The sequence below is a fragment of the Chromatium okenii genome, assembly GCF_002958735.1.
Taxonomy (GTDB): domain Bacteria; phylum Pseudomonadota; class Gammaproteobacteria; order Chromatiales; family Chromatiaceae; genus Chromatium; species Chromatium okenii_A.
This window is the reverse complement of the sequence record NZ_PPGH01000021.1, coordinates 1-22,304: the sequence shown is the minus strand read 5'-3', so window position 1 is coordinate 22,304 and position 22,304 is coordinate 1. Positions and strand designations below refer to the sequence as shown.

General features: G+C 43.3%; 21 protein-coding genes and 3 pseudogenes. 23 read left to right on the top strand and 1 reads right to left on the bottom strand.

The window, feature by feature from the left end:
• Window positions 1–42: 42 nt before the first annotated feature.
• From CXB77_RS04740 to hsdR, 13 genes and pseudogenes are all read left to right on the top strand, one after another.
• Window positions 43–897: a hypothetical protein gene (locus CXB77_RS04740; protein WP_172452528.1), complete on the top strand. Its 855-nt coding sequence runs from the start codon at window positions 43–45 to the stop codon at window positions 895–897.
• Window positions 898–1,837: 940 nt separating this feature from the next.
• Window positions 1,838–2,419, top strand: a complete 582-nt coding sequence (locus tag CXB77_RS04735) for a recombinase family protein (protein ID WP_242445463.1) — start codon at window positions 1,838–1,840, stop codon at window positions 2,417–2,419.
• A gap of 202 nt (window positions 2,420–2,621) precedes the next feature.
• Window positions 2,622–3,461, top strand: a complete 840-nt coding sequence (locus CXB77_RS04730; protein WP_242445462.1) for an IS5 family transposase — start codon at window positions 2,622–2,624, stop codon at window positions 3,459–3,461.
• Window positions 3,462–3,667: 206 nt separating this feature from the next.
• A complete protein-coding gene (locus CXB77_RS04725; RefSeq protein ID WP_105072998.1) occupies window positions 3,668–4,324 on the top strand; it encodes a ParA family protein in 657 nt (218 codons plus the stop codon).
• Window positions 4,317–4,544, top strand: coding sequence for a hypothetical protein (locus tag CXB77_RS04720; protein ID WP_197711001.1), 228 nt, complete (start codon window positions 4,317–4,319; stop codon window positions 4,542–4,544). Before CXB77_RS04725 ends, CXB77_RS04720 begins: the two co-directional genes overlap by 8 nt.
• A 314-nt stretch (window positions 4,545–4,858) precedes the next feature.
• Entirely contained in the window at window positions 4,859–5,185 is a 327-nt protein-coding gene (locus CXB77_RS04715; protein ID WP_242445461.1) for a DUF1778 domain-containing protein, read from the top strand.
• A gap of 1 nt (window position 5,186) precedes the next feature.
• On the top strand, window positions 5,187–5,678 hold the full coding sequence (locus CXB77_RS04710) for a GNAT family N-acetyltransferase (protein WP_105072997.1): 492 nt from the start codon (window positions 5,187–5,189) through the stop codon (window positions 5,676–5,678).
• A 567-nt stretch (window positions 5,679–6,245) separates the two neighbouring features.
• Complete coding sequence (locus tag CXB77_RS24455; RefSeq protein ID WP_431520703.1) at window positions 6,246–6,428, top strand: ProQ/FINO family protein; 183 nt, start codon at window positions 6,246–6,248, stop codon at window positions 6,426–6,428.
• 88 nt (window positions 6,429–6,516) lie between these two features.
• Window positions 6,517–7,456: pseudogene (locus CXB77_RS04700) on the top strand (DDE-type integrase/transposase/recombinase); the annotation flags it as partial.
• Window positions 7,457–7,686: 230 nt separating this feature from the next.
• Window positions 7,687–8,865 carry a restriction endonuclease subunit S gene (locus CXB77_RS04695; RefSeq protein ID WP_105072995.1) on the top strand — a complete coding sequence of 393 codons (1,179 nt, stop codon included), beginning with the start codon at window positions 7,687–7,689 and terminating at the stop codon, window positions 8,863–8,865.
• Between the two features lie 95 nt (window positions 8,866–8,960).
• A complete protein-coding gene (locus tag CXB77_RS04690; RefSeq protein ID WP_105072994.1) occupies window positions 8,961–9,095 on the top strand; it encodes a type II toxin-antitoxin system Phd/YefM family antitoxin in 135 nt (44 codons plus the stop codon).
• A 45-nt stretch (window positions 9,096–9,140) separates the two neighbouring features.
• A pseudogene (locus CXB77_RS24450) lies at window positions 9,141–9,572 on the top strand (type II toxin-antitoxin system VapC family toxin); the annotation flags it as partial.
• A 39-nt stretch (window positions 9,573–9,611) separates the two neighbouring features.
• A pseudogene (gene hsdR, locus CXB77_RS24445) lies at window positions 9,612–11,966 on the top strand (EcoAI/FtnUII family type I restriction enzme subunit R).
• Window positions 11,967–12,058: 92 nt separating this feature from the next.
• Here the strand turns inward: hsdR and CXB77_RS04675 are convergent.
• Window positions 12,059–12,388 (bottom strand): hypothetical protein, encoded by a 330-nt coding sequence (locus CXB77_RS04675; RefSeq protein ID WP_146108682.1) that lies wholly within the window; start codon window positions 12,386–12,388, stop codon window positions 12,059–12,061.
• 359 nt (window positions 12,389–12,747) lie between these two features.
• Here CXB77_RS04675 and CXB77_RS04670 point away from each other — a divergent pair, with 359 nt between their 5' ends.
• The 10 genes from CXB77_RS04670 to CXB77_RS04615 all read left to right on the top strand — a co-directional run bounded on the left by CXB77_RS04670 (window position 12,748) and on the right by CXB77_RS04615 (window position 22,300).
• A complete protein-coding gene (locus CXB77_RS04670; protein ID WP_242445457.1) occupies window positions 12,748–13,452 on the top strand; it encodes a ProQ/FINO family protein in 705 nt (234 codons plus the stop codon).
• A 334-nt stretch (window positions 13,453–13,786) separates the two neighbouring features.
• On the top strand, window positions 13,787–15,136 hold the full coding sequence (locus tag CXB77_RS04665; protein ID WP_105072991.1) for a replication protein: 1,350 nt from the start codon (window positions 13,787–13,789) through the stop codon (window positions 15,134–15,136).
• 934 nt (window positions 15,137–16,070) lie between these two features.
• Window positions 16,071–16,658, top strand: a complete 588-nt coding sequence (locus CXB77_RS04655; protein ID WP_242445456.1) for a recombinase family protein — start codon at window positions 16,071–16,073, stop codon at window positions 16,656–16,658.
• A gap of 239 nt (window positions 16,659–16,897) precedes the next feature.
• On the top strand, window positions 16,898–17,554 hold the full coding sequence (locus CXB77_RS04650) for a ParA family protein (protein WP_105072989.1): 657 nt from the start codon (window positions 16,898–16,900) through the stop codon (window positions 17,552–17,554).
• On the top strand, window positions 17,547–17,774 hold the full coding sequence (locus CXB77_RS04645) for a hypothetical protein (RefSeq protein ID WP_197711000.1): 228 nt from the start codon (window positions 17,547–17,549) through the stop codon (window positions 17,772–17,774). The genes CXB77_RS04650 and CXB77_RS04645 overlap by 8 nt, the downstream gene beginning before the upstream one ends.
• A 240-nt stretch (window positions 17,775–18,014) precedes the next feature.
• Window positions 18,015–18,350: a helix-turn-helix domain-containing protein gene (locus CXB77_RS04635; protein WP_105072986.1), complete on the top strand. Its 336-nt coding sequence runs from the start codon at window positions 18,015–18,017 to the stop codon at window positions 18,348–18,350.
• Window positions 18,351–18,893: 543 nt separating this feature from the next.
• On the top strand, window positions 18,894–19,583 hold the full coding sequence (locus tag CXB77_RS04630) for a recombinase family protein (RefSeq protein WP_105072985.1): 690 nt from the start codon (window positions 18,894–18,896) through the stop codon (window positions 19,581–19,583).
• The gene (locus CXB77_RS04625; RefSeq protein WP_105072984.1) at window positions 19,573–20,103 is read left to right on the top strand and encodes a hypothetical protein; all 531 of its coding nucleotides are present in this window, start codon (window positions 19,573–19,575) and stop codon (window positions 20,101–20,103) included. Before CXB77_RS04630 ends, CXB77_RS04625 begins: the two co-directional genes overlap by 11 nt.
• 191 nt (window positions 20,104–20,294) lie before the next feature.
• A complete protein-coding gene (locus CXB77_RS04620; protein WP_105072983.1) occupies window positions 20,295–21,770 on the top strand; it encodes an N-6 DNA methylase in 1,476 nt (491 codons plus the stop codon).
• Window positions 21,770–22,300 carry a restriction endonuclease subunit S gene (locus tag CXB77_RS04615; protein ID WP_105072982.1) on the top strand — a complete coding sequence of 177 codons (531 nt, stop codon included), beginning with the start codon at window positions 21,770–21,772 and terminating at the stop codon, window positions 22,298–22,300. The genes CXB77_RS04620 and CXB77_RS04615 overlap by 1 nt, the downstream gene beginning before the upstream one ends.
• Window positions 22,301–22,304: the final 4 nt, after the last annotated feature.

Here is a 22,304-nt window from a genome sequence, read left to right as displayed (position 1 = left end):
AGCTAAAGCCTTACCAGTTTGGCAACTGGTGCAAAAAACAAATTGATCGCAACACTCGCATCGATTGGAGCTGATCCGGTAGCGAGGGATTGCACTCGGGTACTGCGCTTGTGCGGAACGATCAACAGCAAAAACGGGGCTGAAGTCACGGCGAAGGTACTGACAGGAAAACGGTGGACATTGCATCAATTGTCTGATGCTGTATTAGGAGAACGACCGGAGTGGAAACCATCCAATAAGCCAAGGTCAGCACGAATACGCAGTTTAGGTGCAGCACGAGAAGGTCGTAAATATAAAGGTAGTATTTATCATCGTTGGTATTTAGTTTATCAAGATTTAATGAAGATTGCGGATTGGTATTTTCTCGGTGGTATTCCCGAAGGTCATCGGGATACATGGTTATTTTTAGCCAGTGTTTCATTATCGTGGTTTGTGCCCTATGATCGTATTGAAGAAGAAATCATTAAGACAGCGCAAATGTGGACACCAGGATTAACAGTTAAAGAAGCGCGACGCACCATGCGCCCGATTATTCGGCGAGCACAAGCAGCAATGCGCGGTGAAAAGGTTGTATGGAATGGAATTGAAGTTGATCCACGTTATCGCTTTCGTCGTTCAACCTTATACAATTGGATGCAGGCGATTATTCCGGCTGAGTTATTACCACAGTTGCGGGCAATTATTCCTGATGAGCTGCGGGCACAACATAAGAAAGAGGCTGATGCTGGGCGTTGGGACGATCACTACACCAAGACAGGTGTGCGGGTTAGTAACGAAGATAAACGGACAACGGCAAGGCAGATGCGGGCAAAGGGGATGACTTATCAGGAGATCGCAACTGAGATGGATATGCCATTATCGACAATTGCGCGATGGTGCAACAAGATGTTGATTTGAAGAGATTTCTCGAAAACGCGCCTTGTATACCCGCCCCCGTAGGGTGTTGTTGGGCGTGTTATCCCCTGCTGTGTTTGCTGTTGGGTGTGTTTTTGATAACTGTGGTTTGTCGGTTGAGGACGATGTGGTTAGTGGCGTTAATTTGGGTTCTAACGCTGTCTGACGCTTTTTTGAGGGTTGACCCTTCAAAAGTGGTTAGGCTTCGGCTTGGAAGGCTCTAGGGCTTTCTCATGCGTTTTTACGGGGGTGTGGTCTTGGTGGTCTTGCTTTGTTCGATTCTTGATGTTGACAGCTGCATTCTACTCTGATTTGGAGTGGGTGGGTGATTTTTGGGTGGGGTTGGGCTTGGGCTGGTTGTTGGGTTTCGTGCAGTTTTAATTCAGGTTTTATTGGGTTTTTTAATTGGGTAGAGCAGGGCTTATTTTTTTGCTTTATTTAATTATTTACTCATTTCTTTATTTGGTTGGTTTGGTTTAACTGGCAGGTTTAATTCGGTTTTAATGGGTGTTTGATGGTTCTGGTTTATTGTGATGTCTGGGGTTTTTAATTGTGATGGTTGGGTTTTTTCAATAGCTTTGAGGTTGGGTTAATTGGTTCGAGTTAATTCGTTTTTGCTGGTTTTGGTTGTTCAATGGTTACAGTTTCATTCAGGTTTAATTCAATTCTAGGGCGGTTGTTCAATTCTGTTTTAATTCATCTGCGGCGTGGTTATTTGCTTTGGTGATTGTGTTTAATCGGTGGTTTTTTTGTTCAGTGTTAATTGTTTTTTATTTGGCGATTCATTCAGGTTCATTCAGTATTTGACAGGTTAATGATTGCGCATCACTCGGTTTTTCAGTGTGGCTTGCACAAACGCTCGTTTACTTTCTGAATGAACTTCCATGGTTTTTCAAGGGTTAGAATGTTGCATAAACGGGTTGCATAATGTGCTTAAACGTTAATGGAGGTTGTGCTCATGCGCTTTGGTTATGCTCGTGTTTCTACTCAAGATCAAGAAATTGCTTGTCAGATCAGTGCGTTAACTGCTGCTGGTTGTCAACGCATCTTTCAGGAAAAGGTTGGAGGTGGTCGTTGGAGTCGTCCCGAACTGGAACGGTTGTTGGATCACTTGCGTCCCGATGATGTCGTGGTGGTTTGGAAGTTGGATCGGTTGTCGCGTTCGTTGAAAGATTTGTTGGTGATTCTTGAGAAAATTGGCAATGCCGGTGCGGCGTTTCAAAGTCTGACTGAACCGGTTGACACCACAACTCCAGCCGGTCGGTTGATGATTCAAATGGTGGGTGCGTTCGCAGAATTTGAGCGTGAGATTCTCCGCGAACGGACGCAAGCGGGTTTGGTGGCAGCACGCAAAGAGGGAAGAATTGGTGGACGGCGCTTCAAATTGACACCATTACAACAGCGGGAAGTGGTCGCAATGGTGACTTCAGGGCACAAAACCAACGCCGATGTTGCTCGATTATTTCGGGTTCATCCGGCAACGATCACGAGAATTTTGGCGAGACATCGCCGATCACCAAGATGAATGTTTAATTTATACAGTTGGTTAACAACTTAAAGATTTAGCGAATTAGGTAAATCATCTTTTACGTTAAGGCATAAATCGTTATTGATGGAAATCGTTTTAGAGGCTGTCTAAAAACTAAGTTTCTGATTTTAATGTTAAAAATATTGACTTAAGAATTGATTTTGTTAAAAACAGGCAGTTTCTATTTGGAGATTTTGAAATGATCTCAGACAATAGTCAGTCCGCTGAACGATACCCAAGTGACCTCTCAGACGACGAATGGGAAATCCTCAGGCTCATCCTTGAAGAAATCGAACCTTATACAACAGGACGTCCGCGAACTAGTGATCTTCGTGAAATTATGAATGCCATTTTTTATCTGAATAAAACGGGTTGTACATGGCGGCATTTACCAAAGGATTTTCCTTCTTACCACCTTGTTAATTATTATTACAACAAGTGGACTGATAATTGCACATTCGAAAAAATCAATACGGCACTGCGTCGGCGTTTGCGCAAAAAAAAAGACCGAATGCCAGATCCAACGGGGGTGATCATTGATAGCCAAAGTGTCAAAGGTAGTCCGGAATCGTCGATAGATTCAGGATTTGATGGTGGCAAGTTAATTAAAGGTCGAAAACGACATATTATTGTCGATACAATGGGTTATCTGCTTGTTGTTTTGGTACATGCCGCCAACATTTTTGATGGTAAAGCAGCACGTCAGGTGATTACTAATTTATTTTTACTACTCCACACCGTCAAAATTATTTGGGCTGATGGCGCATATTCTGGTGACGAGTTGTTTGACTGGGTTTTATCCAAATTTAATTGTACGCTTGAAGTTGTTAATAAGAAAAAAGGAGTTAAAGGTTTCCATGTTTTACCTCGCCGTTGGGTCGTCGAGCGAACATTTGCTTGGCTTGGGCGATCACGTCGATTGAGTAAAGATTACGAGCGCAAGCCAACTTCAAGCGAAGCACAAGTTTATCTTGCATCTGGTCGTTTGCTGCTCCGGCATATTTGCAATAATCAGATAACGTATGAACCCAATTTTTAACCGACTTTTTTTGACAATTAACTAATTTTATTTTAGCGGTTAGTTTCTATACAGCCTCTTATATTCTAAAGTGTAAATCCTTCTTTCCGTAAAGAAGTAAATCTTTATTTATGTTAAAGCGTAAATCTTTCTTTGTGTAAAAAAGGAAATCATGCTTTATTCTCCGACTTGACTCGTCAAATCTCCACAGTTGAGGTGAGCGCAACATGGGTCAGATCATCGGTTTCGTATCGCAAAAAGGCGGAGTTGGTAAAAGTACATTGGCGCGGTTGCTTACTCGTGAATATGCCGCTAACGGTTGGCAGGTGAAAATCGCTGATCTCGACCCTGGTCAGGGCACTGTTTTCAAATGGCAACAACGGCAGGCGCAGGGATTATTGATGCCAGAAATTAAGGTTGAGCGATTTCGTATTGTTGAAAAAGCACTACCGGATGCAGTGAATTATGATTTATTCATCTTTGATGGAGCAGCGCAATCCAATAGTGGCACATTGGCAATTGCTCAACACAGTGATTTGATTGTATTGCCTACGGGTTTATCTTTTGATGATTTAGAACCCACCATTTTATTGGCACATGAATTGACTGCAAAGGGCATTGCAATAGAACGTATCTTATTGGTGTTTTGTCGGGTTGATGATAGTCAAGTTGAACTTTCTGAAAGTCTAATGTATGTGCAACAAGCCGGATACAATGTTATTCCAACTGCATTATTAGAACGAACTGCTTATCGGCGAGCGAATGATGCGGGCAAAGCATTAACTGAATGTGCTTTTTTAACATTGAGAATGAAAGCTGATGCAGTGGCACAAGCAATAATGAATCAGCTTGCTCAATTCACTCAGGATACAACACATGGCTAAACCACCACCTCCATCCAATAAAACTTCTGTTCCTTCTCCAGTGGCAGTAGTAGATAACTTGAAACAACCGCAAGCTGGCGATCTCAAACCGCTGAACTTCAAAGTTGATCCAGCATTCCACCGTGAGTTTAAGACCTACGCTGCTACGCACGGCATCAGTATGTTGGAGCTGTTACGCGAAGGCTTTGATTTGGTTAAACAAAATCGTGGAAAGATTTAAGGAAAGGCGTATTTAAGGAAATCGTCTTTTAAGGATTTCAGGAAAAAGATTTAACGAAATAAACCTTTCGTTATCATGGTAGATTTAAGGAAATAACGATTTAAGTAAAAAAGGTTTTAGTTAAAAAAGTATTTCTTTGGGCTGACTTCATGGATTAAAAGAGCAAGTCAGGTGTTTTAAGAAATGTCAATGTTATTCGATTATTTCAAGTTCATTCTGTAATACTGGTATGGATTTGTCGAGACATCCATCATCAGTGTATGGTTAAAGGAGCATTATCAATTGCGTTGACATTTTAATTACAGGTCGATGATATGCTTTATCAAGCATCTTCAATGGCATCAATCAATATCGAGAATCATCCAGTGAATCACTCAATCCGCAATACGAATATCAACATTCGTGCGCAACGTTGCCAGCGCGACCTCATCGATCAAGCTGCTGAGTTATTGGGTAAAACTCGCTCAGAATTTGTATTAGAAACCGCTTGTCGTGAAGCGCAAGAAGTGTTGTTGGATCAGCGCGTGTTGACACTCGACACTGAAAGTTTCCAAGCCGTTCAACTGTTATTGGATGCGCCGCCGAGTGACAATCCCAAGCTGCGGCAGCTGATGACTATGACAGTGCCTTGGGAAACATGAAATGGCAGTTTGTAGTGCTCCAACACGTTTGACGATTCACCACGATCTCACCCAGTTTGATAGCGGTGAACCCAGTCTTGATCAGTGGTTACAACAACGGGCAGTTCGCAATGAAGGTCGGGGCGCATCTCGCACCTATGTGATTGATGTTGAACACCGAGTGATTGGTTATTACTGTTTGGCAACTGCCTCGATTGCCAGTGATTTAGCACCAGGTCACTTGCGCCGGAATATGCCTGATCCTATTCCCGCGATGGTCTTAGGTCGTTTAGCAGTGGATCGTCATTGGCACGGTCAGGGTTTGGGCAAGGCATTATTGCGAGATGCCATCTTGCGCACAGTGCAGGTATCTGAATTTGTTGGAGTTAAAGCACTTCTAGTTCATGCGCTTTCTGAAGCAGCAACCCTGTTTTATCTCGCTCAAGGTTTCCATCCCTTTCCGCACAGTTCTAACACGCTATTTCTGCCACTTTCGGAGGTGAAGCAACCATAATGTCCGTGATGGGTAAGTAACAGCTTGCAATAATCTATACATATCTACTAAAATCTATACTTATGGAAAAAATTAGGTGAAAGTGTGTTACGCTTTAACTAAAAAGTGAAGTGGTCAAACCGTCGAGCGAAAACCAAACTCAAGATTGTAAAACTTCATTTTCGTATCGAAAGACATGGTCTGGACACGTTACAGCCTGACCTTAAATGCACACCAGAGCAAAGTTAGACCATAGTTTCATCATGGCTTTTGCGTTGACGGTGTGAATATATCAAAGCTAGATTTGTACGCTTTTGTATAGATTTTGTTAGATATTTAGTGGCGGATGAACCCATCACGGATAGTTATGGCGTTAACTCGTATATCATGCCGCCAATATACCGCAGAATATCCTGAAACACAGAATCGCGCAGATAGATGATTTGAACGATAAGCCCGAAGCACAACCCAAACGCACTCCGCAGCGTGAGCTCATTGAGCTTTATCCGACTGCTTTAACCTGAAGAAACCACGCCCGTTGAAAGTCGGTATTCGTCAAGACTTGCTGGCGGCGGGTCACGCTTCAAAATTGGTCAATTCCGTTGCCAGCGCATCGCTTATCTCAAGGCGATGCGAATCGGTACGGCACGGATTGATTTACAGGGGCAACCCGCTGGTGAAGTGACTGAGGCTGCTGCAATCATTGCACGGGACGAGCTTGTCAGGAACCGTATGATTATATTCCGCAACGCAGCTACCCACTATTTTTAGCACGAGAGGCTTTGCAAGCCGTCATCACGGACATTCACCACCGCGCCCTACATCGCTAATCGGGGGCACTCAGAGGAGAATTGATGCTATGAACTTGAATTTACACAAAAATGCCCGCACAACTCCCGCGATCCGGCGTGAACTGCAACATTCCACTAAATCTGAGCGTGACTCGCCCGCGAATATCATCTGAATCGAGCGACGGTGCGCAAATGGCGTCACCGCGAGACCACTGACGATGCGTCTCATTGTCCGCATCATCTACATACCACTTTGAAACCATTGGAAGAATTGATCGCCGTACCCAGATGACTTGCTGGTCGTGCTGCGCACCTGTTTTAACCCTGAGTGTCGCGCTCAGGGCTACAGCGTTGTTTACGTCGCCACCACGTCTCCAACCTTAAAGACTTGATTCCAAAAGAAGAAGGTGCGAAAAAACCGCCTAAACAGTTCAAAGATTACGCGCCGGTTTTATCCACATTGATATTAAATACCTCCCTAAATGCCGGATGAAAAAGTCATGCTACCTCTTTGTCGCCATTGATCGGGCAACGCGTTGGGTCTATGCCAAAGTTTTTGCTCAGAAAACTGCCGCCAACGCCAGCGCGTTTCTCCAGCAAGTGATCGCTGCTGCCGCGTTTAAGATGGAAAAGGTGTTGACCGACAACGGTAAGGAGTTTACGGATCGTTTCTGCGCCACCGGTGAACGCGAACCGACTGGTCGCCATCGCTTTGATTTAGTTTGTAAAAAACACCAGATTGAGCATCGCCTAATTCCGCCCTCGCATCCGCAAACGAACGGCATGGTCGAGCGATTTAACGGACGGATTGCCGAGGTGGTGGCGACGACGCGCTTTGATTCTGCACAAAATTTAGAAAAAACGCTGCACCATTATGTGCAGATGTATAACCATCAGATACCCCAAAAAGCCCTTGGACATGTGTCACCGGTGCAAGCGTTGAAAAACTGGCAACAGAAGGAACCTGAACGCTTCAAAAAACAGGTCTACAATCTCTCGGGTCTTGACATCGAATTACAAAAGACTCAAACGGATTCGTTGCAAAGCTGGAGCGTGGATGTTTCCGGTATTGATTCCAATACTTATGATTTATCAGTGAAGAATCCTAATGGTGGAGAGGCAATCATTCATCGTAGTCCAGTCGATATTATGGATGAGATGATTGCATTGGATGCGGAAAGTGCAGAAGTGTTGGCAGTGATTCGTGATTTACTGGGATCGAATAGCGAGAGAATGTAATGAAAGCGGATTGGCAAGTAAAGAAACTTGGTGATGTTCTGCAAAAGACCGAAACAATTAACCCTTCTCAATCACCAGAATGGATGTTTAATTATATTGATGTTTCTAGTGTTTCTAATTCAACATTTCAAATTGAAGAAACCCAACGCATCAAAGGCTCTGCTGCACCCAGTCGAGCTAGGAAAGTTGTAAAAGAAAATGACATCATTTTTGCAACTATTCGTCCCACCTTGCAAAGAATTGCTATTGTCCCAGAACATCTTGATAAACAAATTTGCAGTACGGGTTATTTTGTTATTAGACCTAAACCAGAAATTAACAATCGTTTTATTTTCTACTTTTTATTTACTGAAAAGTTCACCAAAAATATGGGAATTCTTCAGAAAGGAGCAAGCTATCCAGCGGTTACTGATGGTGATATAAAAGCGCAGATTATTCCTTTCCCGTCACTCCACGAACAACACCGCATCGTCGCCATTCTTGACCAAGCCTTTGCTGGTATCGCCACCGCCAAAGCGAATGCCGAACAGAACCTTAAAAATGCCCGTGCTTTATTTGAAAGTCATCTACAATCTGTTTTCACAGAACGTGGTGAGGGGTGGGTTGAGAAAAAGTTGGGAGATATTTGTTCTATCACATCCAGACTTGTTGATCCACGAAAAGATAATTTTATTGATTTGATTCACGTTGGTGCGGGAAACATTGAATCAAAAAAGGGTTGCTTTGTTGATCTCAAGACTGCTCGTGAAGAGGGTCTCATTTCAGGTAAATTTCTTTTTGATAAATCAATGGTTCTTTACAGCAAGATTCGACCGTACTTGATGAAAGTAGCTCGTCCCGATTTCAATGGTTTATGCAGTGCTGATATGTACCCACTCATGCCATTTCCAAATGAAATTACTCGTGATTACCTTTTTCATTTATTGCTTTGCAAATCCTTTACTGATTATGCGGTTCAAGGTTCGGCTCGTGCAGGAATGCCGAAGGTAAATCGGGAATATCTTTTTGAATATAGATCGTGGCTTCCTGACCTTAAAAATCAAGTTCAGTTTACCTTGCAATTTGATACTTTGCATAAAGAAACCCAGCACCTCGAATCCATTTATCAACGCAAACTCACCGCACTTGATGACTTGAAAAAATCCCTCTTAAATCAAGCATTTAGTGGCAATTTGTGAGCTGGCATGATTTTGGCTTACATGCGTTAAAATACTAATCTTGCATTCCAGTATTAAGCATACTAAACTAATGCTTAGTCAAGCGAGGGTATCTCATGCAAATAGTCAACATCCATGAAGCAAAAACTCACCTTTCCCGCTTATTAGAAGCGGTCGAACAAGGCAAGGAAGTCGTGATAGCCCGTGCCGGACAACCAATCGCACTGCTATCAGCCTACCAACCACGTTGAAAATCGCACCACCGGGTAGCATGGAAGGGAAAATCTGGATGGCAGATGATTTTAACGACCCTATTGATGATTTATTTGATTGCCTCGCAGATAACGACCACGCGCCACCAGCAGGGCAATAAATTCATGCGCCTATTATTGGATACGCATTTGATTTTGTGGTGGCAAGGTATGCCTGAGAAAGTGCCCGCTGCTGCCAAAGATTTAATCGAAAGCACATCAGAAGCAGTATATGTCAGTCGTGCCTCGTTATGGGAAATGGCGATTAAAGTGAATCAAGGCAAACTCGATTTGAATATGCCGACATTTTGTCAGCGAGTGGTTGCCGATGGTTTCACTTGGTTGCCAATCGACAATGCACATATCTTGCAAGCCAGCCAATTACCAACCTTTACCGATCATAAAGACCCGTTTGATCGTTTGCTGGTGGCACAATCTATTAGTGAGCCTCTCATTCTGCTAACGGTAGATCGTAAATTGGCGCGGTACGGAACCACAATTCGGATGATGTATGTAATGAATGAAGCTGAAACCCGCGCTGATTATATTGATCCTGCATTAAAAGCAGCGGGTTGGAGTGTTATTCCAGATAGTCGCATCCGGCGTGAATATCCAATTACACTCGGACGTTTACAAGGTACTGGGAAACGCGCTCAACCATTATTCGCTGATTATGTGTTGGAATACCGCAATCACAAGCTGGCAGTGATTGAAGCGAAAGCGTGGCATGAAGCATTCACTAAAGGCGTGGGACAAGTAAAAGATTATGCTGATAAATTAGAGGTGCGTTTTGCTTATGCCACGAATGGGCAAGGTATTTATCAAATTGATATGCGCACTGGTGTTGAGGGTGAAATTCAACGCTATCCAACACCACAAGAATTGTGGGATTTAACCTTTAATCAACACAATGTTTGGCATGAACGTTTTGCTGCCATTCCGTTTGAAGATCGTGGTGGTTATTTCCAACCGCGTTACTATCAAGATATTGCTATTAAAAAGGTGCTAACTGTTATCACTGCCGGTCAAGACAGGATTTTATTAACCCTTGCCACTGGAACCGGCAAAACCTTTATTGCTTTTCAAATCGCTTGGGTATTATTTCAGAGTCGTTGGAATCTACACGCATGGAAACACCACAACAGAGTCACCCGTCGTCCGCGCATTCTTTTCCTTGCAGATCGTAATATCCTTGCCAATCAAGCCTATAACGCTTTTTCAGCCTTCCCCGAAGATGCGTTGATTCGGATTGAACCGGCAGATATTCGCAGAGAAGGCAGGGTGCCAACGAATGGGAATCTTTTTTTTACCATTTTTCAAACCTTTATGAGTGGATCATCGGCAAATGGGCAGCCAGCACCGTACTTTGGTGACTATTCCCCCGACTTCTTTGATGTCATTATTGTCGACGAATGTCATCGCGGTGGTGCCAATGATGAAAGCTCATGGCGCGGCATTCTGGATTACTTTACTCCAGCAGTGCAATTGGGTTTAACTGCCACTCCAAAGCGCAAAGATAATGTAGACACCTATGCTTATTTTGGTGAGCCGGTGTTTATTTATTCATTGAAAGACGGCATTAACGATGGGTTTTTAACTCCGTTTCGAGTGAAGCAAATCACCACCACGTTAGATGAATACTGTTATACCGCAGATGATCTGGTGCTGGAAGGTCAAGTTGATATTGATAAAACATATCAAATAAATGATTTTAATCGTATTATTGAAATAAGAGAACGGGAATCCTACTTAGTTTCATTATTCATGGCACAGATTAAACCCTATGAAAAAACACTGGTTTTCTGTGCAAATCAAGGACATGCGTTAATGATCCGTGACTTGATTAACCAAAATAAGGTGAGTAATGATCCGCAGTATTGCCAGCGTGTGACGGCAGATGAAGGCGCACTGGGTGAACAATATCTGCGTGACTTTCAAGACAATGAAAAGACCATTCCACTATCTTAACCACCTCGCACAAACTCTCAACTGGTGTTGATGCCCGCAACATTCGTCACATTGTGTTATTGCGTCCAATCAAGTCCATGATTGAATTCAAGCAAATTATTGGACGAGGAACGCGGTTATATGAGGGCAAAGAGTATTTCACTGTTTATGATTTCGTACAGGCACATCAACATTTTAATGATCCCGAATGGGATGGTGAACCAATTGAACCGGTGAGTGGTTCCCGTAGTCCCCGCGAAGGTGTGCAGGAACCAGCACCACCTTGTTATCTGTGTGGGCAACGCCCTTGTGTGTGTCAATGCAAGCTCAAGGTGAAGCTGGCTGATGATAAGGTGCGCACCTTGCAACACCAGATGGCAACCAGCTTTTGGCATCAAGATGGAACACCGATGTCAGCGCAGCAGTTTTTGGAAGCTGTTATTCGGTACACTGCCCGCCTTCTTCAATGATGAAACCCAGTTACGCACCTTGTGGAGCGCACCAGATACACGCCGTAAGCTATTAGATGGACTTGCTGAGAAAGGGTTTGGTAAAGAGCAACTGTTTGAAATGCAACAACTTATCAACGCGGAGAAGAGCGATTTATTTGATGTGTTGGCGCATGTCGCTTATGCTACTCAACCGCTCACCCGAGAAGAGCGCGTCGGGCGGGCAATGGCACAGATCAGCGCGATCTTTAATAGTCAACAACAGGTTTTTCTTGATTTCGTGTTGTCGCATTATGTAGATTTAGGCGTTGATGAATTGGATGAAAAGAAGTTAACGCCATTGTTGTTGCTTAAATATAATTCTTCACTTACAGATGCAATAGATAATCTTGGTCAGCCGGATGAAATTAGAAGGGTATTTAATGGGTTTCAGAAATACCTTTATCAGGGTGGAATTGAAGAGGTTGTATCCTGACAATAAAGATTACAGCTAATAATAGCAAATTTCTGATCGACAATGCGTTATTATCGATCAGGATAAAGTAAAGTGAGTTCACTCGTTACCATCTAAAGACATTTCTTCTTTATTTTCCTTACGCTATCACCGTCAATAAGGATGTATATTTTTTTATTCTTTTCAAAAGAATAGAGTGCTAACTGTGAATCTTTTGAAAAATCATTACCATCATCATCTATACAAATGCTAAGATTTTTCCCATCCACAGTTTTCCCTTTTACTATGAAATACATACAATCCTCACTTTCTGTTTCGAGAATCTTTGAAACAGTGGCGCAGACATATCTTTCTTTAGCAAAGGCATGAGATGTAAACGTCATAGCATAGATTATTCCACACAACCAAGAAATCTTCACAATACTATAAAATGCGGTTCTCATACTAATATCCTTTTTGCAGTTAAATCCCAGTTTAATGATGTTAAAGCAATGTACGCATTCAATTGATTTGAGTACTACATTTTGATAGTGATCGATCAATTAGGATCACTATCTGTTATCAGACGCGAAGAACATTGAGTAGATCAGCGATCCTTTGTCGCTTTGCTAGATTTCATTGCCCTCGCCGGAGGGCTTATAATAAGCATAGAATACGTCAGCTTTGGGGTAATGGCAAAACGTTATGATCCTTACAATCAATAAACTTGAATCAAATCAAACGAATGGATGACTTGAAGCCATCAGTGCCAAGTGACGAACCCAACGAGCCAGACACTGATACAATCCCAGTGCAGACCTGGTTGGCACCACAGCTCGACATCATCGCACTCTATCCGGCTTGTTTTGATCTAGCTCGTCCGCGTCCACTGAAGTTGAGGATTCACAAGGACTTGATCGCTGCTGGTCACAAACGGTCTGACATCAAGCATGTGTTGGGTCGTTATTGCGGACGCATCCGCTATCTTCAATCAATACAGCCGGGAGCAGTACGGGTTGATCTGCTGGGACAACCCGCCGGTGAGGTGACTGAAGCTGAGTGTGACAGTCCGCGTGCGAGGCTGGCATTGATTTCTGCGCAACGTTTAGCTATACCACTCAAGCCAAAACCGGTTAAGATAAAGAAGATTGAGAAGGTAAAAAAGCCCAAGGCAGTACAGGAACCGAAACCCGTTCCACCACTTGATGCACCCTTGACCCCGGAGAGTATCGTGAGCGGTCGCCTTGAATTAACAGTGAAGTTTACTGAACTGCCGCAACCTGTTATCGTTAAGTCAGGGATGAAGATTGGTGTTCAGACTGACACTGCGTTGGTGGTGACAACTTTGAAGCCGAAGGTCTGGAAGAAACTGGAGAAGGCACAAGTTGACTGGACACAATGGGTTGCTGCAATGACTGGCAAGCTGGGTGCTCAAGTTGGCAGTGATGCCGGAACGATTGTGATGTTGGAAGAAGCGTCGTTACAGGTGTTTGAAAAGAAGGTGAAGGCAACTGTGCCTGATCAATGAAATAACAATTTCTGTTATATTAAAAATAACACTACAGAGGATTAAGAAATGATGTTAGATAAAAAATCATATTCAACACAACAAAAAGCCGATTCAGTAATGAACCGGCTTTTTTTATAACATACTAAATTCTTTTAACCGGCTAAACCAACAGACCCAACACAAGTTTCTGGTTTTGCCTTCACTGTACGCAATCAACGCTGACACTTAACAAATTGATCCGGTTTTATCCGTTTCAAAACAGCAAAAGTAACCGCGCTGACTAAGGCTCAAGTTTACACGATCCGCCCCTTGTAAAAAAGAGCCTTTTGTTGATTGCGTCAAGGTAGCTAACATGGCACTTGACAATAAAACCACTGAAAACAAAGACTTTTTCAACACCGGTTGTATTTCCGAAGCACAACAACAGCCCTTCACGTTACAACGCCTCAACACCCAAGGTCATTTTGACCAAGTACATCCACGCCCAGCACATGGTGTCGTAGTGTTCTGGGAAAAGCGCAAACCCAGTGGTGGCTGGCAAGTACACCGCGCCGATTCACCGCTGATTTCGCAATTCCTCGCTGCCCAAAAAGGTCAAGAAGACCGTTATTTCACTGTCAATCAGTTCCATCACTGGCGACGAGTATCGCTGCTGTCATCGTTGCGGACGTGTTATGTCGATATAGATGGTTGTGTCGATATTGATAAAGCATTACAGCTACTTATTGCTGCCAGGCTGCCTGCACCCTCGCAAGTGGTCTACAGCGGACGCGGAATGCACCTGTATTGGTTAATCAAGCCAGTGCCAGCTAAAGCCTTACCAGTTTGGCAACTGGTGCAAAACAAATTGATCGCAACACTCGCATCGATTGGAGCTGATCCGGTAGCGAGGGATTGCACTCGGGTACTGCGCTTGTGCGGAACGATCAACAGCAAAAACGGGGCTGAAGTCACGGCGAAGGTACTGACAGGAAAACGGTGGACATTGCATCAATTGTCTGATGCTGTATTAGGAGAACGACCGGAGTGGAAACCATCCAATAAGCCAAGGTCAGCACGAATACGCAGTTTAGGTGCAGCACGAGAAGGTCGTAAATATAAAGGTAGTATTTATCATCGTTGGTATTTAGTTTATCAAGATTTAATGAAGATTGCGGATTGGTATTTTCTCGGTGGTATTCCCGAAGGTCATCGGGATACATGGTTATTTTTAGCCAGTGTTTCATTATCGTGGTTTGTGCCCTATGATCGTATTGAAGAAGAAATCATTAAGACAGCGCAAATGTGGACACCAGGATTAACAGTTAAAGAAGCGCGACGCACCATGCGCCCGATTATTCGGCGAGCACAAGCAGCAATGCGCGGTGAAAAGGTTGTATGGAATGGAATTGAAGTTGATCCACGTTATCGCTTTCGTCGTTCAACCTTATACAATTGGATGCAGGCGATTATTCCGGCTGAGTTATTACCACAGTTGCGGGCAATTATTCCTGATGAGCTGCGGGCACAACATAAGAAAGAGGCTGATGCTGGGCGTTGGGACGATCACTACACCAAGACAGGTGTGCGGGTTAGTAACGAAGATAAACGGACAACGGCAAGGCAGATGCGGGCAAAGGGGATGACTTATCAGGAGATCGCAACTGAGATGGATATGCCATTATCGACAATTGCGCGATGGTGCAACAAGATGTTGATTTGAAGAGATTTCTCGAAAACGCGCCTTGTATACCCGCCCCCGTAGGGTGTTGTTGGGCGTGTTATCCCCTGCTGTGTTTGCTGTTGGGTGTGTTTTTGATAACTGTGGTTTGTCGGTTGAGGACGATGTGGTTAGTGGCGTTAATTTGGGTTCTAACGCTGTCTGACGCTTTTTTGAGGGTTGACCCTTCAAAAGTGGTTAGGCTTCGGCTTGGAAGGCTCTAGGGCTTTCTCATGCGTTTTTACGGGGGTGTGGTCTTGGTGGTCTTGCTTTGTTCGATTCTTGATGTTGACAGCTGCATTCTACTCTGATTTGGGCGGGTGGGTGATTTTTGGTGGGGTTGGGCTTGGGCTGGTTGTTGGGTTTCGTGCAGTTTTAATTCAGGTTTTATTGGGTTTTTTAATTGGGTAGAGCAGGGCTTATTTTGTTTGCGTTATTTAATTATTTACTCATTTCTTTATTTGGTTGTTTTGGTTTGGTTTAACTGGCAGAGTTAATTCGGTTTTAATGGGTGTTTGATGGTTCTGGTTTATTGTGATGTCTGTGGTTTTTAATTGTGATGGTTGGGTTTTTTCAATAGCTTTGAGTTGGGTTAATTAGTTCGAGTTAATTCGTTTTGCTGGTTTTGGTTTGTTCAATGGTTACATTTTCATTCAGGTTTAATTCAATTCTAGGGCGGTTGTTTCAATTCGGTTTTAATTCATCTGCGGCGTGGTTATTTGCTTTGGTGATTGTGTTTAATCGGTGGTTTTTTGGTTCAGTGTTAATTGTTTCATTCGGTGATGATTCATTCAGGTTCATTCAGTATTTGACTGCGCATCATTCGGTTTTTCGGTGTGGCTTGCACAAACGCTCGTTTACTTTCTGAATGAACTTCCATGGTTTTTCAAGGGTTAGAATGTTGCATAAACGGGTTGCATAATGTGCTTAAACGTTAATGGAGGTTGTGCTCATGCGCTTTGGTTATGCTCGTGTTTCTACTCAAGATCAAGAAATTGCTTGTCAGATCAGTGCGTTAACTGCTGCTGGTTGTGAGCGCATCTTTCAGGAAAAGGTTGGAGGTGGTCGTTGGAGTCGTCCCGAACTGGAACGGTTGTTGGATCACTTGCGTCCCGATGATGTCGTGGTGGTTTGGAAGTTGGATCGGCTGTCGCGTTCGTTGAAAGATTTGTTGGTGATTCTTGAGAAAATTGGCAATGCCGGTGCTGCGTTTCAAAGTTTGACTGAACCGGTTGACACCACAACTCCAGCCGGTCGATTGATGATTCAAATGGTGGGTGCGTTCGCAGAATTTGAGCGTGAGATTCTTCGTGAACGGACGCAAGCGGGTTTGGTGGCAGCACGCAAAGAGGGAAGAATTGGTGGACGGCGCTTCAAATTGACACCATTACAACAGGGAAGTGGTCGCAATGGTGACTTCAGGGCACAAAACCAACGCCGATGTTGCTCGATTATTTCGGGTTCATCCGGCAACGATCACGCGAATTTTAGCGAGACATCACCGATCACCAAGATAAATGTTTAGGTTATACAGTAGGTTAACAAGTTAAAGATTTAGCGAATTAGGTAAATCATCTTTTACATTAAGGCATAAATCGTTATTGATGGAAATCGTTTTATATTCTAAAGTGTAAATCCTTCTTTCCGTAAAGCAGTAAATCTTGATTTATGTTAAAGCGTAAATCTTTCTTTGTGTAAAAAAGGAAATCATGCTTTATTCTCCGACTTGACTCGTCAAATCTCCACAGTTGAGGTGAGCGCAACATGGGTCAGATCATCGGTTTTGTATCGCAAAAAGGCGGAGTTGGTAAAAGTACACTGGCACGGTTGCTTGCTCGTGAATATGCCGCTAACGGTTGGCAGGTGAAAATTGCTGATCTCGACCCTGGTCAGGGCACTGTTTTCAAATGGCAACAACGGCGGGCGCAGGGATTGTTGATGCCGGAAATTAAGGTTGAGCGATTTCGTACTGTTGAAAAAGCACTACCGGATGCAGTGAATTATGATTTATTCATCTTTGATGGAGCAGCGCAATCCAATAGTGGCACATTGGCAATTGCTCAACACAGTGATTTGATTGTATTGCCTACGGGTTTATCTGTTGATGATTTAGAACCCACCATTTTATTGGCACATGAATTGACTGCAAAGGGCATTGCAATAGAACGTATCTTATTGGTGTTTTGTCGGGTTGGTGATAGTCAAGTTGAACTTTCTGAAAGTCTAATGTATGTGCAACAAGCCGGATACAATGTTATTCCAACTGCATTATTAGAACGAACTGCTTATCGGCGAGCGAATGATGCGGGCAAAGCATTAACCGAATGTGCTTTTTTAACATTGAGAATGAAAGCTGATGCAGTGGCACAAGCAATAATGAATCAGCTTGCTCAATTCACTCAGGATACAACACATGGCTAAACCACCACCTCCATCCAATAAAACTCAGGTCTCTTCTTTAATGGCAGTAGTAGATAACCTGAAACAACCGCAAGCTGGCGATCTCAAGCCGCTGAACTTCAAAGTTGATCCAGCATTCCACCGTGAGTTTAAGACCTACGCTGCTACGCACGGCATCAGCATGTTGGAGCTGTTACGCGAAGGCTTTGATCTAGTTAAACAAAATCGTGGAAAGATTTAAGGAAATCGTCTTTTAAGGATTTAAGGAAAAGACTTGCGTTAAAACTTCTATGATACAAAACATCAGATCAATTTCATGGATTAAGGCGGCGCGTAAAGACTTTGAAGCATTTCCCGCTGCCGTACAAAGTGACATGTTAGATGCACTTACTATTGCCGCTGCAGGGAGTAAATCAGATAAAGCGAAACTTTTTAAGGGTATTGATAGAGGTGTGTTTGAGATTACACTGCGGTCGTTAATATGAATGATGATCTCGAACTAATACATGGAAGCGGTAATGTTTATCGTGACTTTGGGCGTTCCAATGCTGGATTAGAACAAGCGCGAGCGATTACCGCTGCAAAAATTATTTCACTTCTCGATGCGCGTCAGTGGTCAATTCGTGAAGCTGTAAGAATTACTGGGGCTTCGTATTCTGAATTGTCAAGGATTCGCAAAGCACAACTTCGCCGGTTTACGTTGGATCGCATGATTGCAATTCTCGGAAAGCTCGATGATGACGTGGAAGTAACTGTTACGTTTGCATCGCGCAAGCGTGGTATATCCGATGGTCTGAGCACTGGAATCATTGGGTAGTGCTCCGATCAATAACTGGTTCGTTCAGAAGACCGGAGCGGAACTCGGGCTGTCACTACAATGTATACTTCTTTAAGCATCTTTTTTCATCAATACAACCTTGAAGGGTTGGGCACTGCATTAAACGTGATAACTATGAAGCAGGTTCTTACTACATCCTTGTCATAACATCCATGAATCTATGAATACGGTCTTGCACGATCTATGTCATCTAAGAATTACACCGATCTAGCCCTTCCTTGAAACGGAACGTGAAAATAGGTGGTGTTTTTCTCTTTTCAAGTGCTGCTGCAAAAAAACTTTGCGATACCAAGACATCGGAACACCTCATCACTTGTCTCAGCAGTGTTCTGTGGGTCAACGCACGGGCGTACTTCGACATCACCCTTTTCTCAATCCTGCTTAATAAATCATCTTTTACTCCATCCAATAACCATCATTGTTATTCATCATCATTGATAACTTGTGTCAGTTAAAGATCGTTTGATAAATTACCAGATAATTCTTATCATGTAACACATTAAATTATCAGATAATTGTACAATGCCAACAAAAACAATTGCATATCTACGAACTTCGACCGGGTGGCAGGAGTTTGGGATTGATGCCCAACTAGATCAATGCCGTGCCTTCAACAACAAGATTGATGCGGTATTTAGTGATGAAGGAATTAGTGGGAATGTATCCCTTCATAAACGTCCCGGGTTATTAGCAGCACTTGATTCATTGCAGAACGGAGATGTGTTACTGGTTGCCCGAAGGGATCGTCTGTGTCGGGGTGATCCCGTTTTGATTGCGATGATTGAACGGCTGGTTGAGAAACGGGGAGCAAGGATCATCAGTGTTGCGGGTGAAGGTACTGAAGGTGATGACCCAACCAACCGCTTGATGAGACGGATTGTCGATGCCTTTGCAGAATATGAAATTCTCTTGGTTAAAGCCCGAACGACAGCGGCATTGAGTTCAAAGAAAGCACGAGGTGAACGCACCGGTGGAGTGCCTTATGGATACAAGTTGCATCCAATGAATCCTAAAGAATTGGTGATTGATGAGATTGAACAAGAGATTATTACATTGATTAAAACACTACGGGCAACCGGACAATCATTACAGAAGATTGCGGATGTATTGACTGCTCAAGGATATAAACCGAGAGGCAAGAATTGGCATCGTCAGACCATTAAGAACATTCTCAATTTCACCCATTCTGAGCGATTCAAACATGACCAATAGACAACAAACCAATAACCGTATTCAACAGCAACGTTTGCGTGATCGGCGAAAAGAAGAGGGTTGGAAGCGGGTCACTGTTTGGGTTTCACCGGAAGTAGCCAGTTGTCTGCAAGCCATTGATCCGAATCTAGGAACAGCAATTTATGAGGTGATCAATAAATTATCTGATAACTGTCAACAAGAATTGCCTGTTCATCAATATGAATTGCTTGATAGTGACAACAACAAATTATCTGATAATTTAGTTGAGCCTGTTGTTACCACAGATAACCCTGTTGATTCTGTTAATGATTTTGATCTGAGTGCGTCTGAACAACAGGTTAAGAAGAGTGGTGTGAAGTACCACGACAAGATCAAGCTGATGGCATGGAAGCTGCGCTGCGAGGGTTTAACACGGGCACAGATTGCCGATGCTGTTCAATTAGAAGTTGGTGAACCTTTACCAAGGTCTTTTATGAGTCATCTCAATCGACTTATCAATTCAGGGCAACGATTAGCGGAGGGTGATTGTGAAAGGTGAATGGTTGTGATGCTATTAAATAACTTTGATTCGCCCTCGATGTCGGATGATGTCACAGTCTGGTCAGATTGCAGCTCAGATTGCAGCAGTTGGCAGGCGAGTTGGTGCAAGATGTGCGGACAGCAGGCTGCCGATCCCGTACAGTGAACAGCATTGCCCTTTCCCCGGTCTATTCAACGGTCACTACAACGATGTTTGAGCAAGCCTTTAAGTCCATTGATGACATTCTCAGGAAAGAAGCCGGTTGCACCACTGAGCTTGATTACACTGAACAAACTTCATGGTTATTGTTTTTGAAGTATTTAGATGGTTTAGAACAAGATCGCGCCTTGGCAGCACAATTAAATAATGAAACGTATGCCTTTTTGCTTGATCCTGATTTCCGTTGGGAATCTTGGGCAGCTCCAAAAGATATGTTGGGTGGCATTGACCACAATCTGGCATTGAATGGTGAAGATTTGCGTGAATTTGTGGATAATGAATTGTTTCCCTATTTGCGCGGATTCAAACAACGTGCCAGTGGTGCAGATACGCTTGAATATAAAATTGGGCAGATATTCGCAGAGATTAAAAACAAGATTCACAGCGGCTATAACTTGCGGGAAATTATTGATCGCATTGATGAATTGCGTTTTCGTTCGCAGACTGAAAAACATGAACTCTCGCACCTGTATGAAGCCAAGATTAAAAACATGGGCAATGCTGGACGCAATGGTGGGGAATACTACACGCCGCGTCCTTTGATTCGCGCAATGGTGCAGGTGGTGAATCCTCAAATTAACGAACGCATTTATGATGGTGCAGTTGGTTCAGCGGGTTTTCTGTGCGAAGCCTTTGATTTTATTAGGAAACAGCCCAATCTGACTACCGAACATTTAACAATTCTGCAAGAGCGTACCTTTTACGGCAAAGAGAAAAAGTCATTGGCTTATGTCATTGCCATTATGAATATGATTTTGCACGGCATTGATGCGCCTAACATTCTACACACCAATACCCTTTCTGAGAATCTTGCGGATATTCAAGAGAAAGATCGGTTTGATGTCATTCTGGCTAATCCACCGTTTGGCGGCAAGGAACGCAAAGAAGTACAGCAAAACTTCCCGATTCGTACTGGTGAAACGGCGTTTTTATTCCTGCAACATTTCATTAAAATGCTACGGGTTGGCGGTCGTGCGGGAGTGGTGATTAAAAATACTTTTCTATCAAATACCGATAATGCTTCTGTGAGTTTGCGTAAGTTGTTATTGGAGACATGCAATTTGCATACCGTCCTTGATTGTCCCGGTGGTACCTTTCAAGGAGCGGGTGTTAAAACGGTGGTGCTGTTCTTTGAGAAAGGTATTGCAACGCGCCAAGTGTGGTATTACCAGCTTGATCCGGGGCGAAATCTCGGTAAAACGAATCCATTGAATGACGATGATCTGAAAGCGTTTGTCGAATTGCAAAAGACTCAAGCGGATTCGTTGCAAAGCTGGAGCGTGGATGTTTCCGGTATTGATTCCAATACTTATGATTTATCAGTGAAGAATCCGAATGGTGGTGAGGCAATCATTCATCGTAGTCCGGTCGATATTATGGATGAGATGATTGCATTGGATGCGGAAAGTGCAGAAGTGTTGGCAGTGATTCGTGATTTACTGGGATCGAATAACGAGGGAATGTAATGAAAACGGACTGGCAAGTAAAGAAACTTGGTGAAGTGTGTAGTTTCGATAAAATACAAGGTATTTACGATAATCTCCCTTATGTTGGACTTGAAAACATTGAATCAAATACAGCATATTTCAACGGTTCAATTGAACCGCAATCGGTAAAAAGTGCAACGTTCAAATTTTCGATACAACACGTTCTTTATGGTCGTTTGAGACCTTATCTCAATAAAGTACTTGCACCAGATTTTGATGGTCATTGCTCTACAGAAATTTTCCCAATAAAGCCTGCACAAGTCCTTTTGAGAGAGTATTTATTATATTGGTTTTTGTCTGATGACGTTGTTAATCGTATCAATGCAACTTGTACGGGTGCGCGAATGCCTCGTGCCAATATGAACGAAGTGCTGGAGTTTGATTTTTTACTTCCACCAATCCACGAACAACGCCGCATCGTTGCCATTCTTGACCAAGCCTTTGCTGGTATCGCCACCGCCAAAGCGAATGCCGAACGGAACCTTAAAAAATGCCCGTGCTTTATTTGAAAGT

What these genes read in the sequence shown, in the direction of transcription:
- CXB77_RS04735 (WP_242445463.1), top strand. Translation starts at nt 1,838, where the DNA reads ATGGAGGTTGTGCTCATGCGCTTTGGTTATGCTCGTGTTTCTACTCAA.
- CXB77_RS04730 (WP_242445462.1), top strand. Translation starts at nt 2,622, where the DNA reads ATGATCTCAGACAATAGTCAGTCCGCTGAACGATACCCAAGTGACCTC.
- CXB77_RS04725 (WP_105072998.1), top strand. Translation starts at nt 3,668, where the DNA reads ATGGGTCAGATCATCGGTTTCGTATCGCAAAAAGGCGGAGTTGGTAAA.
- CXB77_RS04720 (WP_197711001.1), top strand. Translation starts at nt 4,317, where the DNA reads ATGGCTAAACCACCACCTCCATCCAATAAAACTTCTGTTCCTTCTCCA.
- CXB77_RS04715 (WP_242445461.1), top strand. Translation starts at nt 4,859, where the DNA reads ATGCTTTATCAAGCATCTTCAATGGCATCAATCAATATCGAGAATCAT.
- CXB77_RS04710 (WP_105072997.1), top strand. Translation starts at nt 5,187, where the DNA reads ATGGCAGTTTGTAGTGCTCCAACACGTTTGACGATTCACCACGATCTC.
- CXB77_RS04695 (WP_105072995.1), top strand. Translation starts at nt 7,687, where the DNA reads ATGAAAGCGGATTGGCAAGTAAAGAAACTTGGTGATGTTCTGCAAAAG.
- CXB77_RS04690 (WP_105072994.1), top strand. Translation starts at nt 8,961, where the DNA reads ATGCAAATAGTCAACATCCATGAAGCAAAAACTCACCTTTCCCGCTTA.
- CXB77_RS04675 (WP_146108682.1), bottom strand. Translation starts at nt 12,388, where the DNA reads ATGAGAACCGCATTTTATAGTATTGTGAAGATTTCTTGGTTGTGTGGA.
- CXB77_RS04665 (WP_105072991.1), top strand. Translation starts at nt 13,787, where the DNA reads ATGGCACTTGACAATAAAACCACTGAAAACAAAGACTTTTTCAACACC.
- CXB77_RS04655 (WP_242445456.1), top strand. Translation starts at nt 16,071, where the DNA reads ATGGAGGTTGTGCTCATGCGCTTTGGTTATGCTCGTGTTTCTACTCAA.
- CXB77_RS04650 (WP_105072989.1), top strand. Translation starts at nt 16,898, where the DNA reads ATGGGTCAGATCATCGGTTTTGTATCGCAAAAAGGCGGAGTTGGTAAA.
- CXB77_RS04645 (WP_197711000.1), top strand. Translation starts at nt 17,547, where the DNA reads ATGGCTAAACCACCACCTCCATCCAATAAAACTCAGGTCTCTTCTTTA.
- CXB77_RS04635 (WP_105072986.1), top strand. Translation starts at nt 18,015, where the DNA reads ATGAATGATGATCTCGAACTAATACATGGAAGCGGTAATGTTTATCGT.
- CXB77_RS04630 (WP_105072985.1), top strand. Translation starts at nt 18,894, where the DNA reads ATGCCAACAAAAACAATTGCATATCTACGAACTTCGACCGGGTGGCAG.
- CXB77_RS04625 (WP_105072984.1), top strand. Translation starts at nt 19,573, where the DNA reads ATGACCAATAGACAACAAACCAATAACCGTATTCAACAGCAACGTTTG.
- CXB77_RS04620 (WP_105072983.1), top strand. Translation starts at nt 20,295, where the DNA reads ATGTTTGAGCAAGCCTTTAAGTCCATTGATGACATTCTCAGGAAAGAA.
- CXB77_RS04615 (WP_105072982.1), top strand. Translation starts at nt 21,770, where the DNA reads ATGAAAACGGACTGGCAAGTAAAGAAACTTGGTGAAGTGTGTAGTTTC.